The organism is Streptomyces sp. WMMB303 (assembly GCF_029351045.1).
Taxonomy (GTDB): Bacteria; Actinomycetota; Actinomycetes; order Streptomycetales; family Streptomycetaceae; genus Streptomyces.
In genome coordinates, this window is the sequence record NZ_JARKIN010000001.1 from 434,532 (window position 1) to 449,283 (window position 14,752).

A 14,752-nucleotide genomic window follows, 5' to 3' on the forward strand; every position below is an offset into this window, starting at 1 on the left:
CGGCCGGATCTCGGTAGGCTTTCCTTCTACGCGAGGGGCAAGGAGGTTCACACACATGGCAGGCAACACGGAGCCGCTGTCGCCGCGGTCCCGGCTGGCCGTGACGGCGGGCAAGGCGGCCGCGGCGGTGTCGCGGGCTGCGGGCCGCGGCAGCGGGTCGGTGATCGGCGGCAAGGTAGCGCTCAGACTCGACCCCGACCTGTTGCAGCGGCTTGCCCAGCACCTGGATGTGATCCTGGTGTCCGCCACCAACGGCAAGACGACGACCACCCGGCTGATCGCCGAGGCGCTGCGCGCCAACGGCGAGGTGGTCTCCAACGCGCTGGGCGCCAACATGCCTGCCGGAATCACCTCGGCACTGGCCGGCGGCTCCAGCGCCCGCTACGGCGTCATCGAGGTGGACGAGAAGTACCTCTCCGGGGTGGCCAAGGATGTCACCCCCAAGGCCATGGCGCTGCTGAACCTCTCGCGTGACCAGCTCGACCGCGCCGGTGAGACCCGGATGCTCGCCGAGCGCTGGCGCGAGGGCCTCTCGGGGCAGCAGGCAGTGATCATCGCCAACGCGGACGACCCGCTGGTGGTCTGGGCCGCCTCCTCCTCACCCAACGTGGTGTGGGTCGCCGCGGGCCAGGAGTGGAAGGACGACGCCTGGTCCTGCCCGGCGTGCGGCGGGGTGATGCAGCGTCCCGGCGACGACTGGTTCTGCGCCGAGTGCGGCTTCCGCCGCCCGACGCCGGCCTGGGCGCTCTCCGGCGACCACGTCCTGGACCCGCACGGGGCGGCCTGGCCCATCCACCTCCAGCTCCCGGGCCGCGCCAACAAGGCGAACGCCGCCACCTCCGCGGCCGTGGCCGCCGCCTTCGGGGTGCCCCCGCAGGTGGCGCTGGAGCGGATGTACTCCGTCAAGGCCGTCGCGGGACGGTACGACGTGGTGCAGTACCAGGGCCGGGACATGCGGTTGCTGCTGGCCAAGAACCCCGCGGGCTGGCTGGAGACCTTCTCGCTGATCGACCCGCCGCCCACCCCGGTGATCCTCTCGGTGAACGCGCGCAGCGCCGACGGCACCGACACCTCGTGGCTGTGGGACGTCGACTACGGACGGCTGGCCGGGCACCCGATCTGCGTCATCGGCGACCGCAGGCTCGACCTCGCGGTCCGACTGGAGGTCGCGGGTGTGGACTTCCAGGTGTGCGAGAGCCCCGAGGACGCGGTACGCCGCTGCCCGCCCGGGCGGATCGAGACGATCGCGAACTACACCGCGTTCCAGGACCTGCGGCGCGCCGTCGGCAACTGATCACCCCTATCCTGGGGGTTCGGGCCTCGCACGCCCGACCCATTCGACCCGCTCAAGGAGACTGGCGGCATGAGTGACACGAGTCTGCGTCTGGTATGGGTCTACCCGGACCTGCTGAGCACGTACGGCGACCAGGGCAACGCGCTCGTGGTGGAGCGGCGGGCGCGGCAGCGCGGGCTGGACGTCCAGCGACTGGACGTCCGGTCCGACCAGCCGATCCCGACGTCCGGCGACATCTATCTGATCGGCGGTGGTGAGGACCGTCCGCAGCGGCTGGCGTCCGAGCGGCTGCTGCGGGACGGCGGTCTGAACCGGGCCGTGGACAACGGCGCCATCGTCTTCGCGGTGTGCGCCGGGTACCAGATCATGGGCCACGAGTTCGTCAACGACCTCGGCGAGCGCTCCGCGGGGCTCGGGCTGCTGGACGTGGTCAGCGGCCGCGGCGAGGCCGAGCGGTGCGTGGGCGACGTGCTCGGCGACGCCGACGAGCAACTGCGCCTCCCCCAGCTCACCGGTTTCGAGAACCACCAGGGCATCACGCACCTCGGCCCCGGGGCGCGCCCGCTCGCCCGGGTGCGGCTCGGCCACGGCAACGGGACCGGCGACGGGACGGAGGGCGCCTGGCGGGACACCGTCTTCGGGACGTACCTGCACGGACCGGTGCTGGCCCGCAACCCGCAGATCGCCGATCTGCTGATCAAGCTGTCGCTCGACGTGAACGCGCTGCCACCGACCGACGACACCTGGTACGAGGCACTGCGCCAGGAGCGGATCACCGCCGCGACACAGCCTGCCTGACCCGCCCGGCCGCTGTCCGGCCGGAATGCGGCACCGAACCGCCCGGGTCGGCCGCCCCCGTGCGGGCGGCCGACCCGGGCGGTTCTAGTCTGGTGCGGGCTTATCGGTCGGTTGCGGGAGAGTTCGGATGGATCACGGCGAGCACGGCATGACGATGGACCTGCCACCGTTCACGGTGGCGCGGGGTCTGGAGTTCACGGGTGAGCCCTTCTTCCTGGTCGGCTGCCTGCTCGCGCTCGCGCTCTACGGCTGGGGTGTGCTGCGGCTGCGGCGACGCGGCGACGCCTGGCCGGTGAGCCGCACGGTGGGCTTCGTGACGGGTGTGGCGACCGTGGCGCTGGTGATGTGCACGGGGCTCAACGACTACGGCATGGTGCTCTTCAGCGTGCACATGGTGCAGCACATGGTGATCAGCATGCTCTCGCCGATCCTGCTGCTGCTGGGCGCGCCCGTCACGCTCGCGCTGCGCGCCCTGCCCTCGGCGGCACGCAGCCAGGGGATGCGCCGGGGCCCCCGGGAGGCGCTGGTGGCCCTGCTGCACAGCCGCTACATGCGGGTGATCTCCCATCCCGCGTTCACCATTCCGCTGTTCATCGCCAGCCTGTACGGGCTCTACTTCACTCCGCTGTTCGACCTGCTGATGGGCTCCATGGTCGGGCACATCGCGATGATGGTGCACTTCCTCGCCGTGGGGCTGGTCTTCTTCTGGCCGATCATGGGTGTCGACCCGGGCCCGCACCGGCCCGGGTACGTGATGCGGATGCTGGAGCTGTTCGCGGGGATGCCGTTCCACGCCTTCTTCGGGATCGCGCTGATGATGGCCTCCGAACCGATGACGGAGACCTACGCGGACCCGCCCGCCTCGCTGGGGGTCAGCGCTCTCGCGGACCAGAACGCGGCGGGCGGGATCGCGTGGGCGTTCAGCGAGATCCCCTCGGTGCTGGTGCTGATCGCGCTGGTCTTCCAGTGGTACGTCACCGAGCAGCGGCAGGCCCGCCGCCGTGACCGCCGGGCCGACCGGGACGGCGACAAGGAGCTGGCGGCCTACAACGCCTATCTCGCCGCGCTGCAGACCAAGGGCTGACACGCGGGCTCCGGGGCAGGCCTTCCGGGGAGCGAAGGTGAGTTCCCGGGCCCGGGAGCCGGAGGGGTGCGGTCGACCGCCCCACGGCGCGCGGTGGCGCACAGGGCCCCGAACGGGTGACGATGGAAGTCGGCCGCGGCCCTGTGCGTGCGCGCCGTGCATCCCGGGGCCGCCGGGAGGAGGACGTTGTCATGGCTGGGTTGACGCGGATGCCGGTGTCCACGAAGGCGATGACCGTGTGCACGGTGGTGGGCCTGGTGGTGGTGACGGCCTACACCGCGGCGCTGGGGAGCAGCGGATGGCTGTGGTTCTGCTGGGTGGTGCTGGGGCTGGTCACCCTGGGTGTGTTCGCGACCCGGGACTGAGTGGGGCCCGGCCGGTCCCGGCCACGGGACGCGAGGGGCCGGGCCCGCACCCTTTCGGCAGGGTGCGGCCCCGGCCCCTCGCATGTCGAGGGCGACCGATGATCCGTCCGTCGGCGCCCGCCGCCGAGTTCGCCGCCGGTCAGCCCCCGGCGGCGAACTCGGCGAGCAGCGCGTTGTCGAACGCCTTGAGATCGTCCGGCTTGCGGCTGGTGATCAGCTTGTTGGTGCCGGCGTCGCAGACCTTGACCTGCTCGTCGACCCAGGTGCCGCCCGCGTTGCGGATGTCGGTGCGCAGGCTGGGGTACGAGGTCAGGGTGCGACCGCGCACCACGTCGGCCTCGATCAGGGTCCAGGGGGCGTGACAGATCGCGGCCACGGGCAGCCCCGCGTCGAAGAAACCCCTCACGAACCCGACGGCGTTCTTGTCGGTGCGCAGCAGGTCCGGGTTGGCGACGCCGCCGGGCAGCACGAGCCCGTCGAAGCGGGTCGGATCGGCCTGCGAGACAAGCTGGTCGACGGGGAAGGTGTCGGCCCGGTCCAGGTGGTTGAACGCCTGGACGGCCTCTCCGCGTGTGGAGAGCAGGACCGGTGTCCCGCCCGCCTGCTCGACGGCCTCCCACGGGTCGGTCAGCTCGATCTGCTCAGCGCCCTCGGGCGCGACGAGAAAGGCCACTCGCACGTGCCTCACGTCCCTTCCGTCGTCTCCGTCGTCTCTCGCGTGCGCACCTGCGGGTCCCCCGCCGAGCGGACACCTATGCCTCACCGCCCGGAATCCACGCCGCCCGGAATCCACGCCGGCCCCCGCCGGGGACATCCATGCCGGGCCCCGGTGGCGCCGGGCCGGCGCCGGACGAACAGCGGGAGGGCAGCGGGTGGAGGCCTCAGCCGGCCTCCCGCTGCCCGCTTCCGGGGGCTCCCGCCGCGTCGCCCGCCTCGGGGTCGTACTGCTTCCCGGACGGCAGCACCGGGTGGCGCCCCAGGATGAAGACTCCGACGACCACCGCCAGCAGTCCGATCACCTCGCCGGCCAGCGCGCCCGGCGTGAGCCGGATGGAGTCCCCCAGGAAGCCGATCCCGCAGGCGATCCCGGCCAGCGGCTCGGCCGCCGTGAGGGACGGCAGCGACATCCGCAGCGGGCCGCCCTCGAAGGCGCTCTGCACGAGCACCAGCCCGACCACGGCCAACCCGACGATGGTGTAGCCCTGCCAGCTCAGCAGCACACCGACCACCCCCGACGCGCTGTAGATGTCGCCGACGACCCGGGTCAGTGCATCCTGCAGACCGTAGAGTGCCCCGGCTGCGGCGGCCAGCAGCGGCGGCTCCTTGAAGAGTTCGAGGTGCCGCGCGATGAGCACGAGGACGAGCGCGATCCCGGCGAGGCCGCCGAACACCAGCCAGTGGCGCAGGGCACTGGCCTGGTACTCCGTGCCCTCCGGCCGGCCCGCCACGATGAAGGCGGTCACTCCCCCGCTGAGCAGCACCACCCCGGCCCAGCCCGACCAGCCCAACCGCTGGCTGCTCAGCCGCCGGGCGAACAGCATCGCGAAGAGCAGGTTCGTGGCCAGCAGCGGCTCGACCGTGGACAGGTGCCCCTTCATCAGGGCGAAGGCGCTGGTGAGCTGGCCGACCACCATGCTGGCGATGCCCAGCAGCCAGCGTGGAACCCGCACCAGGTCCAGGAGCAGCCGGAAGGAGAGCACATCGGCGGTGGGTGCGCGGGCGGCGGCGTCCTGTTGCAGCACGAAGCCCAGGCCGAGGAAGCAGGCGGCGACCAGCCCGTAGACGTAGACAGCCACGGGACGCCCCTTTCCACCGGCCGGACGGTACGCGTGCCGGTCGACCGCGCTCGCACGCGCGTCCGCCCCTGCGCCCGGGAACAGCGACCCCGAGACTAGACGGCCGCACCCGGCGGCACCACGCCACCCGCCCCGGTGGCGGGCGGTACGCCCCCTAAGCATGAAAGTCCCAGGTCCGAATGGCGCTTCAGCACCGTCGGCGCACGCCGGGAGGGCCGCCGTGCGCCGTGCACGTCCCGGCCCGGCGGAGCCGCCTATGCCTGCCGAGCCCGGGCCGAGGGCGGCTGTAGTCCCGGCGAGGATGCTGGCGCCCGGATGCCCGGGCCGAAGGGGCCACCGACCATGACGGGAGCCGGCGCGTGAGAGCGGAACCCTTTCCTCGGGAGCGGCGGCACACCGCGTACTTCCTACGGGGGATCCGTGGCTGCGCCCCGGTATTCCTGGGAGCGGAGGTCGACATGACCGCCGTGCGGCAGCACCGGCAAAAGGCCGGCGAGCAGGGCGGCAGCCCCTCGACCGTCGCCTACGTGCTGTACGCGGCCGCGCGTGTGCTGGCCGCGCATCCCGAGGCGAACGCCGCGTTCCGCGGCGGCATTCGGCCCCGTGTCGGCCACTTCGGCACCGTGGCTGCGAAGCTGACGCTGGACAAGAGGATGGGCGGGCGCCGTGTCGTCCTCTCGGCGGTGCTGCCGGACGTGCATCTGAGGAGCCTTCGGGACGTCGCCCGGAGCACGGCTCGCTTCCGCGACGGTGATCCGGAGTCGATGCCGGAGTTCGCCGGGGTACGGGCTCTGCAGCGGCTGCCGGGACCGCTGGGGCGGCTCGTCCACCGGGCGGGAACGCGGCCGCTGCGCCGCCGCCTCGCCACCACCGGCACGTTCACCGTCACCTCTTTGGGACACCGGCCCCTCACCTGGTTCCACTCCGTCGGCGGCACCACGGTCACCCTCGGCCTGGGCGCGGTCGCGGACCGCCCGGTGGTGCGCGGTGACGCCGTCATCACGGCGCCCGTGCTGCCGCTCTCCCTCACGTTCGACCATCGGGTGATCGACGGGGCCGAGGCGGCGGATGTGCTCGGCGACATCAAGCACGCGTTGGAGAACTTCGGCCGGCTCGGCCCGGAGGGCGGCGACGCCGCGGACGGAGAGGCACTCGGGTCCGGCCCGGCGGGCCCCGGCCGACAGGGTCCGTGAGGCTCACGTCCGGCAGGACACCCCGGGCGAACCCACCCGGAACGGAGGGGTGCGGTCTTTCGGCGGCCACAACTCCCCTCTCGTACCCTCCGGTTGGCCGCGCCCTCTAGGCTGGGAGACAAGGGCTTCCGATGCCCATGACATCCACACCTTCCGACGGAGTGCGTATGACCACGGCGTCCGGCAACGCGACCGGCCACCCCTCCTCCCCCGGTGCGCGCGCCGGCGGCACCGATCGCTGGCTGCGCCGCATGGCTGCCGCGCCGAACGCCCGTACCCGGCTGATCTGTTTCCCGCACGCCGGAGGTTCGGCCGGCTTCTTCTTCCCTCTCCTGAAGTCCCTGCCGGGCACCGTCGAGGCGTACGCCGTGCAGTATCCGGGGCGCCAGGACCGGCTGGCCGAGCCGTGCCTCACCTCGGTGGACGAGCTGGTCGACGCCGTCTGCGGGGTTCTGCGGCAGGAGCCGGCGATGCCCCTGGTGCTGTTCGGACACAGCATGGGGGCGACGCTCGCCTTCGAGGTGGCGCGGCGCCGGGAGCGGTCAGGTGCCGGGTCCCCGCTGGGGGTGGTCGTCTCCGGCCGTCGGGCGCCTTCGCTGCAGCGCACGGAGACCGTCCACCAGCGCGACGACGAAGGTCTCGTCGCCGAGATCCGCCGGCTGAGCGGCACGGACGACTCGCTGCTGGACGATCCGGAGATCCGCCGGATGTTCCTGCCGGCCCTCCGTGCCGACTACCGGGCGATCGAGACCTACCGCATGGCGCCCGGCCCTCCGCTCCGCTGCCCGCTGAGTGTCTTCGTCGGGGACGCCGACCCCCGCGTCTCCGTCGCCGAGGCGGAGGCGTGGCGCGACCACACGGACGGTGAGCTCTCTCTCCAGGTCTTCCCCGGCGGTCACTTCTACCTCAGCGACCGGCCCGAGGAGTTCTCCCACCGCCTCACCGCTGAGCTGAGCCGACTCTGCGGGTCCCTTCCCGGGCGGCGCTGAGCCTCCGGAGAGGGGACCCGGAGCCGACGTGCATCCCGGGTGTGCACCGGGTCGGCTCCGGTGCGGGGAGGCTGATTCCGCGGGATCGGCGTCCACCGGACGTCGCTCTCCGCAGGCGCTACGATCGTCCCCGATCAGATCACCTGATCAACGGTCAGAAGAGTCGGTGAGGAGTAAGCATGAGTCCGATCGGATCCGGTCGCGGACGGACGGTCGGCCGGCTGGGGCTCCACTCCCCCGTGGACCGGTCCGGCCTGGGGAAGACCCCCGCCGCGCCGAGCCGGCAGAGTCAGAGGTGACCCCTTGTTCTATTACGTACTGAAGTACGTGCTGCTGGGGCCGCTGCTGCGGCTCGTGTTCCGGCCCCGGATCGAGGGCCTGGAGAACGTGCCCGATGAAGGGCCCGCGATCGTGGCGGGCAACCATCTGTCCGTCTCGGACCACTTCGTGATGCCGGCGATCCTCCGGCGCCGGATCACCTTCCTGGCCAAGGCCGAGTACTTCACCGGGCCGGGGCTCAAGGGCCGGCTGACCGCGGCGTTCTTCCACAGCGTGGGCCAGATCCCGGTCGACCGCTCCGGAAAGGGCGCCGGGCAGGCGGCCATCGAGGAGGGGCTGGGAGTGCTGGGCAAGGGCGAGTTGCTCGGTATCTACCCGGAGGGCACCCGCTCCCACGACGGACGGCTCTACAAGGGCCGGGTCGGGGTGGCGGCGATGGCGCTCGGCGCCGGGGTGAAGGTGATCCCGTGCGCCATGGTGGGCACTTTCGAACTCCAGCCGCCGGGTCGCAAACTGCCCCGCATGGGTCGGGTGACCATCAGGTTCGGCGAGCCGCTGGACTTCTCGCGGTTCGCCGGAATGGAGCAGGAGCGCGCAGTGCTGCGGGCGGTGACCGATGAGATCATCCACGAGATCCTGCAGCTGTCCGGCCAGGAGTACGTGGACATGTACGCCCCCGACGCGAAGGCCGCGCAGGCCGCGGAAGGGGCCCGCGGCACGCAGCACGGGAGCAGCGGCGGCCGACAGCGCTGAGGTCCGGGCCCGGCGCGGCGGCACGGGCACCTGGGCGAGGTCGCAGCCACGCCGGGTGCGGGCCGGGCCCGAGGCCCGGCCCGCACCCGGGATCTGACTGTCGAGCACGCCGTTCAGCGGCGGACCGCCTCGGCGCCGGCGCCGAGATCCGTCAGGGCACCATCGTGGGCACTGCCGCGGCCTCGGCCTTCGCCGCCGCCTTGGCAGGCGACTTGACCGGCTCCGGGGTCGCGTGCGGAGCGCAGGTCACATCCTTGCGGTCGACGGTTCCCTTCAGGAGGTAGGCGTCGACGCGCTCGTTGATGCACGGGTTCTTCAGGTTGGTGATGCCGTGCGAACCCGCTCTCTTCTCCGTGATCAGGCGGGAGCCCTTGAGCCGCTTGTGCAGCTCGACACCGCCCGGGTAAGGCGTGGCGGCGTCCCGGGTGGCCTGGACCATCAGCACCGGATAGGAGGTCTTGGCGCGGATCTCCAGCGGCCGGTGCTGCTTGACCGGCCAGACGGCGCACGGGTAGTTCATCCACGCGTTGGCCCAGGTGAGGAAGGGGTACTTCGCATGCAGCCGGGTGTTGTCCCGGTCCCAGGTCCGCCACCTGCTGGGCCACTTGGCGTCGTTGCACTCGACGGCGTTGTAGACGGCGTTGCCGTTCTCGCTCGCCTTGTTGCCCGCGACATCCGACATGTCCGGTACCCCGGCATCGATCAGCGGCTGCTCGTCGCCGTTGAGATAGGCCGACCACACCGAGGCCACCCGGGCCCATGCCGAGTCGTAGTACGGCGCGCTCTGGAAGACGCCGAGCAGTTCGGCCGGGCCGACCTTCCCGCCGATGGGGTGCTTCTCGGCGGTGGCGCGCAGCTCCCGCCACGCCGCCTCGACCTTCTCGGGTGTCGAACCGATGCCGTAGACGTCGTCGTGCTCGGCCACCCACTTCTTCCAGTCGTTCCAGCGGGTCTGGAAGGCCACGTCCTGGTCGAGGTTGACGTCGTACCAGATCTTGCGCCGGGAGGGGTTGACGATGCTGTCGGTGATCATCCGGCGGATGTGGCGGGGGAAGAGCTCGGCGTAGACGGCGCCCATGTAGGTACCGTAGGAGACGCCGAGGTAGTTGAGCTTCTTGTCGCCCAGTGCGGCCCGGATCACATCCAGGTCGCGGGCGGCGTTGGGCGTCGTGAGCTGCGGCAGCAGCTGGCCGCTGCGCTCCTGGCAGCCGTCGGCGTACTCCTTGGCGAGCTTGCGCTGGGCCCGCTTGTCGGCCTCGCTGCCCGGGACCGGGTCCGCCTTGGGGGCCTTGACCCACTCCTGCGGGTCGGCGCAGGAGATGGGAGCCGAGTGCCCGACACCGCGCGGGTCGAAGCCCACGAAGTCGTAGGCGGTGGCGGCCTTCGCCCACAGCGGGTTCTTGTCCGGGATCCGGGCCGGGAAGTAGAGCCCGGAGCCGCCGGGGCCGCCGGGGTTGTAGACGAGGGAGCCCTGCCGCTTCGCCTTGCCGCCGGTACTGCGCGCCCGGTCGACGGCGAGCCGGATCTTCTTGCCGTTCGGCTTGGCGTAGTCGAGGGGAACGGTGACCCAGCCGCACTGGACGCCGTCCCTGATGCCCCAGTCCGCGGGGCAGTCCTTCCAGTCGATGCCGGCGCGTGCGGCCCGGGCCGCGGCCTTCTTGACCCCGCGCGCCTCGGCGGCGCCCGAGTGCCCGGCCGAGCGGGCCTGCGGGCCGCTGCCTTCCGCGACGGCGGACGGCACGGATATGAGCCCGGCCGTGAGGGCTCCGGCGGCGATGGTGCCGGCGGCGGCTATGGCCGCCTTCCGTCTGTTCACGTGTTCCCCTCCGGGTACTGCCGACAGTGACGGCGGTGGTCGTGGACCACGACAGTGATGGGCGACCACGGTGGTGGTCTTCAGAGGGGATCCTTCATCCTCGTCGGCGGTAGGGGACAGGGCGCCGGATCGTTCTTTACCAAGAAGTGAACGTCAGTGCGGAATCGAGGACACGACGCAGCCGGAGCGCGTCCGGCGCCACCGCGGTGACCAGCAGGGCGGGCCCCGCCAGCGGGGTGACGACGGCCGACTCCCCCGGGATGCAGGCCAGAAGCGGCTGCTCGTCCGTCTTCTCCGTGCCCACCAGCAGGAGTTGGCCCACGGCCCGGTGGCCACCCAGGACGGCGCCACCGTCCCAGCCAGGAGCTCCCGGCCCCAGGTCGAGCTCCTGGTCGAACAGCGGGCGTCCGCCGTACCGCACGGTGAGTCGGCTGCGCAGCCGTCCGGGCTCCTCCCCGGCGCGGCCCAGCCCACCGCGCGGGCGGTGGACGGCGAGCGGCCCGCGGGTCAGAACAGGAAATAGCGCTGAGCCATGGGCAGGGATGCGGCAGGTGCCGGGTCGACCGGGGTGCCGTCGATGGTGACGGTGAAGGTGTCGGGGTCGACGCGTACGTCCGGTCGGGCGTCGTTCTGCCGCATGTCGGCCTTGGTGACGGGACGGGTGTCGCGGACGGCGACGAACCGCTTGGAGAGGGGAAGCCGGTCCGGCAGCCCGTCGTCCAGAGCGGTCTGCGTCACGAAGTTCACGGAGTTCGCACCGGGAGCGCGTCCCGTCCCGCCGAACATCCGGCGGGGCAGCACCGGCTGCGGAGTGGGGATGGAGGCGTTGGCATCCCCCATCTGCGCGGAGGCGATCTGCCCGCTCTTGAGGACGAGTTGCGGCCTGACCCCGAAGAAAGCCGGGTCCCACAGCACCAGGTCGGCGAGCTTGCCCGGCTCGACGGAACCGATCTCCGCATCCATGCCCTGCGCGACGGCGGGGTTGATCGTGTACTTGGCCACGTAGCGGCGGGCGCGCAGGTTGTCGGCGCGGGTGTCGCCCGCGAGGGCGCCGTACCGCTCCTTCATCACATGCGCCGTCTGCCAGGTGCGCAGCACCACTTCACCGATACGGCCCATCGCCTGCGCGTCGGAGGAGATGATCGAGGTGACTCCTCCCCCCGGATAAATCCGGGGGGGCTTCTCCTGTCGGTGGCTTAGGCCACGTCGGGAAGGACCAGCCCGGCCCTGAGTGCGACGTTCCAGGCGCCTACACGGTCCGCGTGGTCGCGGTGCCCGCATGAGGTGCACTGGAACTTTTCGCCGTCGCGGTTCTCGCCGTTCACGTGCCCGCATTCGGGGCAGGTGCGGGAGGTGTTGCGGGGGTCCACCGGGATCAGTACACGAGCGGCGCTTTCAGCCTTCTGCGCGAGGATGCCCAGGAACACCCCCCAACCCGCGTCAAGGATGCTGCGGTTGAGTCCGGCTTTCGAGGCGGCACCGTTCGGCAGGAACGCGCCGGGCGTCTCGGGGTCGGGCTTCGGCTTGGGGGCGCGAACCATGTTCGCGATGTTCAGCCGCTCGTGCGCGATCTGGTCGTAGTCGCGGACCAGGGCGAGCGCGGCTTTGTGTGCGTGGTCGGTGCGTTGACGGCGCACCTTGCGGTGCAGCCCCGCGACCTTTTCCACTGCCCGGCGGTGCTTTGCGGTGCGGTTGGCCCGCTTGCGTCGGGGGAACGCCTTGAGCGCCCGTTGGGCGTCGGCGAGGGCTTCGGCGTTGCGCTTGCCGTGCCGGGGGTTGGCGACGTGAGCTCCCTCGGAGGTGGTGAGGAAGTGCGTGACGCCCATGTCGATGCCGGTCACCGCGCCCGTGGCGGGCAGCGGCTCGGCGGGCACGTTGTCGCAGGCGAGGACGACGTACCACTGTCGTCCCTCACGCTTGATGCTGACTGTTTTGACGCGGCCTTTCACGGGGCGGTGCTGGTGGACGCGGACATGTCCGACGCCCTGGAGACGTACGCGGGTTACGGGATCGTGCGGGGTGGAATCCCACCGGCAGCCGTCGCCGTCCTTGGGGAAGTCCACGGTGTCGAACCAGTTGACGCCCCGGAACCGGGGATAGCCGGGCTTCCCTCCGGCCTTCACGCGCCGGAAGAACGCGGCGAACGCCTTGTCCAGGCGCCGCAAGGTGGCCTGCTGGGACGAGAAGGACCAGCGGCCCTGGCGTTCCGGGTCGAACGCCCGGATCTCCTTGAGCTGACCGGACTGCTGCCCGTACTTGATGCTCGTCTTCGAGGTGTGCCGGTAGGCGTCGCGGCGTTCCTGCAAGGCGCCGTTGTAGAGGGAGCAGTGATCACGCAGCATCTCGCCTAGCGCCTGCGTCTGGCAGACGGTGGGGCGTAGGAGGAACTTGTAGGCGCGTATCACGCCTGCCCCTCCTTCTGCTTCTTCGTCCAGGGCCGTTCCCACTGGGTGTTGATGTACTTCTCCACCGTGTCCGCGCTGACCGCGCCGACCGAGGCGACGAAGAACGACGACGACCACAGGGTGGGCATCCGGCTCTTGAGGTGCGGGAACTCTTCGCGCAGCACGCGGGAGGTGAAGCCCTTGAACTGGTTCGCCACGTAGGAGGCGGAAGCCTTCGGCTCGTGCTTGACGAACAGGTGTACGTGATCGGGCATCACCTCAAGGGCGATGATCTCCCAGCCCTTCTCGGCCGCCTTCTGTTCGATCAGCTCACGCAACCGGACCGCGACCCGGCCGCCAAGAACCCGGCGGCGGTACTTCGGGCACCACACCACGTGCAAGCCCAAGTTGTACACGCCGCCGGAGTACCGGCGAACCTTCCTGGCCACAGTCACGCGATCACTATACACGCGCCACGCATCTAGCTGAGGTCAACAGTGCAGACCCGTGGGCACAGTTGAGGTCAGAGCAGCCCTGAGAAGCGATTCCCCCCATGCCTAAAGGCACGGGTCCCCTCGCTAGCTATCCGATGGCACCGAGGTCGTGGAGCGTGTCCTCGGCGGCGATGGTGCTGGGCCGGATGCGGGACTCGGCGAACGCGAGATCCTCGTGCACGGCCGGGTTGAGGTGGTGGCAGACCATCAGCATGTCGAGGTGTTCCTCGACGGTGTTGACGGTGTGCGGCCGGGTGGGGTTGGTGGAGGAGGGCAGCACGTTGGGCTCGGCGACCACGGTGATGATGTCCGGCGCGTGCCCTCCGCCCGCGCCCTCGGTGTGGTAGGCGTGGATGCCGCGTCCGCCGATCGCGGCCAGGGTGTCGCCGACGAAACCGGCCTCGTTGAGGGTGTCGGTGTGGATGGCGACCTGGGCGCCGGTCTCGTCGCAGACCGACAGACAGGCGTCGATGGCGGCCGGGGTGGCACCCCAGTCCTCGTGGATCTTGAACCCGACGGCTCCGCCGCGGAGTTGGGCGAGCATGGCGGCGCGCGAGACGGTGTTGCCCTTGCCGAGCAGTCCGACGTTGACCGGCAGCCCGTCCATACCCTCCAGGGTGCGGGCGGTGTGCCAGGCGCCCGGGGTGACGGTGGTGGCCTTGGAGCCCTCGGCCGGTCCGGTGCCGCCGCCGACGAGCGTGGTGATTCCGGCGGCGAGCGCCTCGTCGGCGAGTTGCGGGCAGATGAAGTGGACATGCGCGTCGACGGCACCGGCGGTGAGGATCCTCCCGTTGCCCGCGATGATCTCCGTTTCGGGGCCGATGATCAGATCGGGATGGACGCCGTCCATCGTGTCGGGGTTTCCGGCCTTGCCCAGGGCGGCGATCCGTCCGTCGCGGATGCCGACATCGGCCTTCACGACACCCCAGTGGTCGAGGACGAGCGCACCGGTGATCACGGTGTCGGGAGCACCCTCGGCCCGGGTGGTGCGGGCCTGCCCCATGGACTCGCGGATCACCTTGCCGCCGCCGAAGACCGCCTCGTCACCCGCGCGTCCGGGCCCGCCGCACAGGTCGTCCTCGATCTCGACGAGGAGAGCGGTGTCGGCAAGCCGTACGCGGTCGCCGGTGGTGGGGCCGAACAGGTCGGCGTAGGCGGCGCGGGAGAGTTCACGCATCGAGGGGGCCTCCCGCGGTCGAGCGCAGTCCGGCGACGATCCGCCGACCGCCGATGGGCACGAGATCGACCTCGACCGGGATGCCGGGTTCGAAGCGGACGGCGGTGCCCGCGGCGATGCCGAGGCGTCTGCCCCAGGCGGCCTCCCGGTCGAAGTCCAGCCCGGGGTTGGCCTCGGCGAAGTGGTAGTGGGAGCCGACCTGGACGGGCCGGTCGGCTGCGTTGAGCACGGTCAGCCGGGTGGTCTCGGCGTCCGCGTTGAGGGGCACCGGTTCCTCGGCGAACCGGATCTCTCCGGGGATCATGGTGTGGCGCCTCCTCGCGCGGTCGG

At 71.3% G+C, this 14,752-nt stretch carries 13 protein-coding genes and 3 pseudogenes; 7 read left to right on the forward strand and 9 right to left on the reverse strand.

Features of this window, described 5'->3' with window-relative positions; all coding sequences use genetic code 11:
- The first annotated feature begins 55 nt into the window (after window positions 1-55).
- The 4 genes from P2424_RS02035 (at window position 56) to P2424_RS02050 (ending at window position 3,541) form a co-directional block, all read left to right on the forward strand.
- Complete coding sequence (locus P2424_RS02035; protein WP_276474087.1) at window positions 56-1,294, forward strand: MurT ligase domain-containing protein; 1,239 nt, start codon at window positions 56-58, stop codon at window positions 1,292-1,294.
- A 69-nt stretch (window positions 1,295-1,363) separates the two neighbouring features.
- Entirely contained in the window at window positions 1,364-2,092 is a 729-nt protein-coding gene (locus P2424_RS02040; protein WP_276474088.1) for a glutamine amidotransferase, read from the forward strand.
- A 127-nt stretch (window positions 2,093-2,219) separates the two neighbouring features.
- Window positions 2,220-3,176, forward strand: coding sequence for a cytochrome c oxidase assembly protein (locus P2424_RS02045; RefSeq protein ID WP_276474089.1), 957 nt, complete (start codon window positions 2,220-2,222; stop codon window positions 3,174-3,176).
- 191 nt (window positions 3,177-3,367) lie between these two features.
- Entirely contained in the window at window positions 3,368-3,541 is a 174-nt protein-coding gene (locus P2424_RS02050; RefSeq protein ID WP_158687595.1) for a hypothetical protein, read from the forward strand.
- Between the two features lie 139 nt (window positions 3,542-3,680).
- Here P2424_RS02050 and P2424_RS02055 read toward each other — a convergent pair whose 3' ends face one another.
- The gene (locus P2424_RS02055) at window positions 3,681-4,220 is read right to left on the reverse strand and encodes a type 1 glutamine amidotransferase domain-containing protein (protein WP_276478786.1); all 540 of its coding nucleotides are present in this window, start codon (window positions 4,218-4,220) and stop codon (window positions 3,681-3,683) included.
- A gap of 202 nt (window positions 4,221-4,422) precedes the next feature.
- A complete protein-coding gene (locus P2424_RS02060) occupies window positions 4,423-5,337 on the reverse strand; it encodes a DMT family transporter (protein WP_276474090.1) in 915 nt (304 codons plus the stop codon).
- A 458-nt stretch (window positions 5,338-5,795) separates the two neighbouring features.
- Between P2424_RS02060 and P2424_RS02065 the strand changes: the two genes are divergently transcribed.
- The 3 genes from P2424_RS02065 to P2424_RS02075 all read left to right on the forward strand — a co-directional run bounded on the left by P2424_RS02065 (window position 5,796) and on the right by P2424_RS02075 (window position 8,551).
- Window positions 5,796-6,530, forward strand: coding sequence for a 2-oxo acid dehydrogenase subunit E2 (locus P2424_RS02065; RefSeq protein ID WP_276474091.1), 735 nt, complete (start codon window positions 5,796-5,798; stop codon window positions 6,528-6,530).
- A 167-nt stretch (window positions 6,531-6,697) separates the two neighbouring features.
- Window positions 6,698-7,519, forward strand: coding sequence for an alpha/beta fold hydrolase (locus P2424_RS02070; RefSeq protein WP_276474092.1), 822 nt, complete (start codon window positions 6,698-6,700; stop codon window positions 7,517-7,519).
- A 303-nt stretch (window positions 7,520-7,822) separates the two neighbouring features.
- Window positions 7,823-8,551 carry a lysophospholipid acyltransferase family protein gene (locus P2424_RS02075; RefSeq protein ID WP_276474093.1) on the forward strand — a complete coding sequence of 243 codons (729 nt, stop codon included), beginning with the start codon at window positions 7,823-7,825 and terminating at the stop codon, window positions 8,549-8,551.
- 151 nt (window positions 8,552-8,702) lie between these two features.
- Here the strand turns inward: P2424_RS02075 and P2424_RS02080 are convergent, their stop codons facing one another.
- The 7 genes and pseudogenes from P2424_RS02080 to P2424_RS02110 form a co-directional block, all read right to left on the reverse strand.
- Window positions 8,703-10,367 carry an alpha/beta hydrolase gene (locus P2424_RS02080; protein WP_276474094.1) on the reverse strand — a complete coding sequence of 555 codons (1,665 nt, stop codon included), beginning with the start codon at window positions 10,365-10,367 and terminating at the stop codon, window positions 8,703-8,705.
- Between the two features lie 136 nt (window positions 10,368-10,503).
- Window positions 10,504-10,836 (reverse strand): annotated as a pseudogene (locus tag P2424_RS02085) (urease accessory protein UreD); the annotation flags it as partial.
- A 38-nt stretch (window positions 10,837-10,874) separates the two neighbouring features.
- Window positions 10,875-11,513, reverse strand: a pseudogene (locus tag P2424_RS02090) (amidohydrolase family protein); the annotation flags it as partial.
- Window positions 11,514-11,563: 50 nt separating this feature from the next.
- Window positions 11,564-12,772 (reverse strand): transposase, encoded by a 1,209-nt coding sequence (locus P2424_RS02095; protein ID WP_276474095.1) that lies wholly within the window; start codon window positions 12,770-12,772, stop codon window positions 11,564-11,566.
- Complete coding sequence (tnpA, locus tag P2424_RS02100) at window positions 12,769-13,200, reverse strand: IS200/IS605 family transposase (RefSeq protein WP_276478787.1); 432 nt, start codon at window positions 13,198-13,200, stop codon at window positions 12,769-12,771. Before tnpA ends, P2424_RS02095 begins: the two co-directional genes overlap by 4 nt.
- Before the next feature lie 139 nt (window positions 13,201-13,339).
- Window positions 13,340-14,422 (reverse strand): annotated as a pseudogene (locus P2424_RS02105) (urease subunit alpha); the annotation flags it as partial.
- Window positions 14,415-14,726: an urease subunit beta gene (locus P2424_RS02110; protein WP_276474096.1), complete on the reverse strand. Its 312-nt coding sequence runs from the start codon at window positions 14,724-14,726 to the stop codon at window positions 14,415-14,417. The pseudogene P2424_RS02105 and the gene P2424_RS02110, both read right to left, overlap by 8 nt.
- Window positions 14,727-14,752: the final 26 nt, after the last annotated feature.

Excerpts from the sequence above, each read along its gene's own strand:
- P2424_RS02035 (WP_276474087.1), top strand. The coding sequence starts at position 56 with ATGGCAGGCAACACGGAGCCGCTGTCGCCGCGGTCCCGGCTGGCCGTG.
- P2424_RS02040 (WP_276474088.1), top strand. The coding sequence starts at position 1,364 with ATGAGTGACACGAGTCTGCGTCTGGTATGGGTCTACCCGGACCTGCTG.
- P2424_RS02045 (WP_276474089.1), top strand. The coding sequence starts at position 2,220 with ATGGATCACGGCGAGCACGGCATGACGATGGACCTGCCACCGTTCACG.
- P2424_RS02050 (WP_158687595.1), top strand. The coding sequence starts at position 3,368 with ATGGCTGGGTTGACGCGGATGCCGGTGTCCACGAAGGCGATGACCGTG.
- P2424_RS02065 (WP_276474091.1), top strand. The coding sequence starts at position 5,796 with ATGACCGCCGTGCGGCAGCACCGGCAAAAGGCCGGCGAGCAGGGCGGC.
- P2424_RS02070 (WP_276474092.1), top strand. The coding sequence starts at position 6,698 with ATGACCACGGCGTCCGGCAACGCGACCGGCCACCCCTCCTCCCCCGGT.
- P2424_RS02110 (WP_276474096.1), bottom strand. The coding sequence starts at position 14,726 with ATGATCCCCGGAGAGATCCGGTTCGCCGAGGAACCGGTGCCCCTCAAC.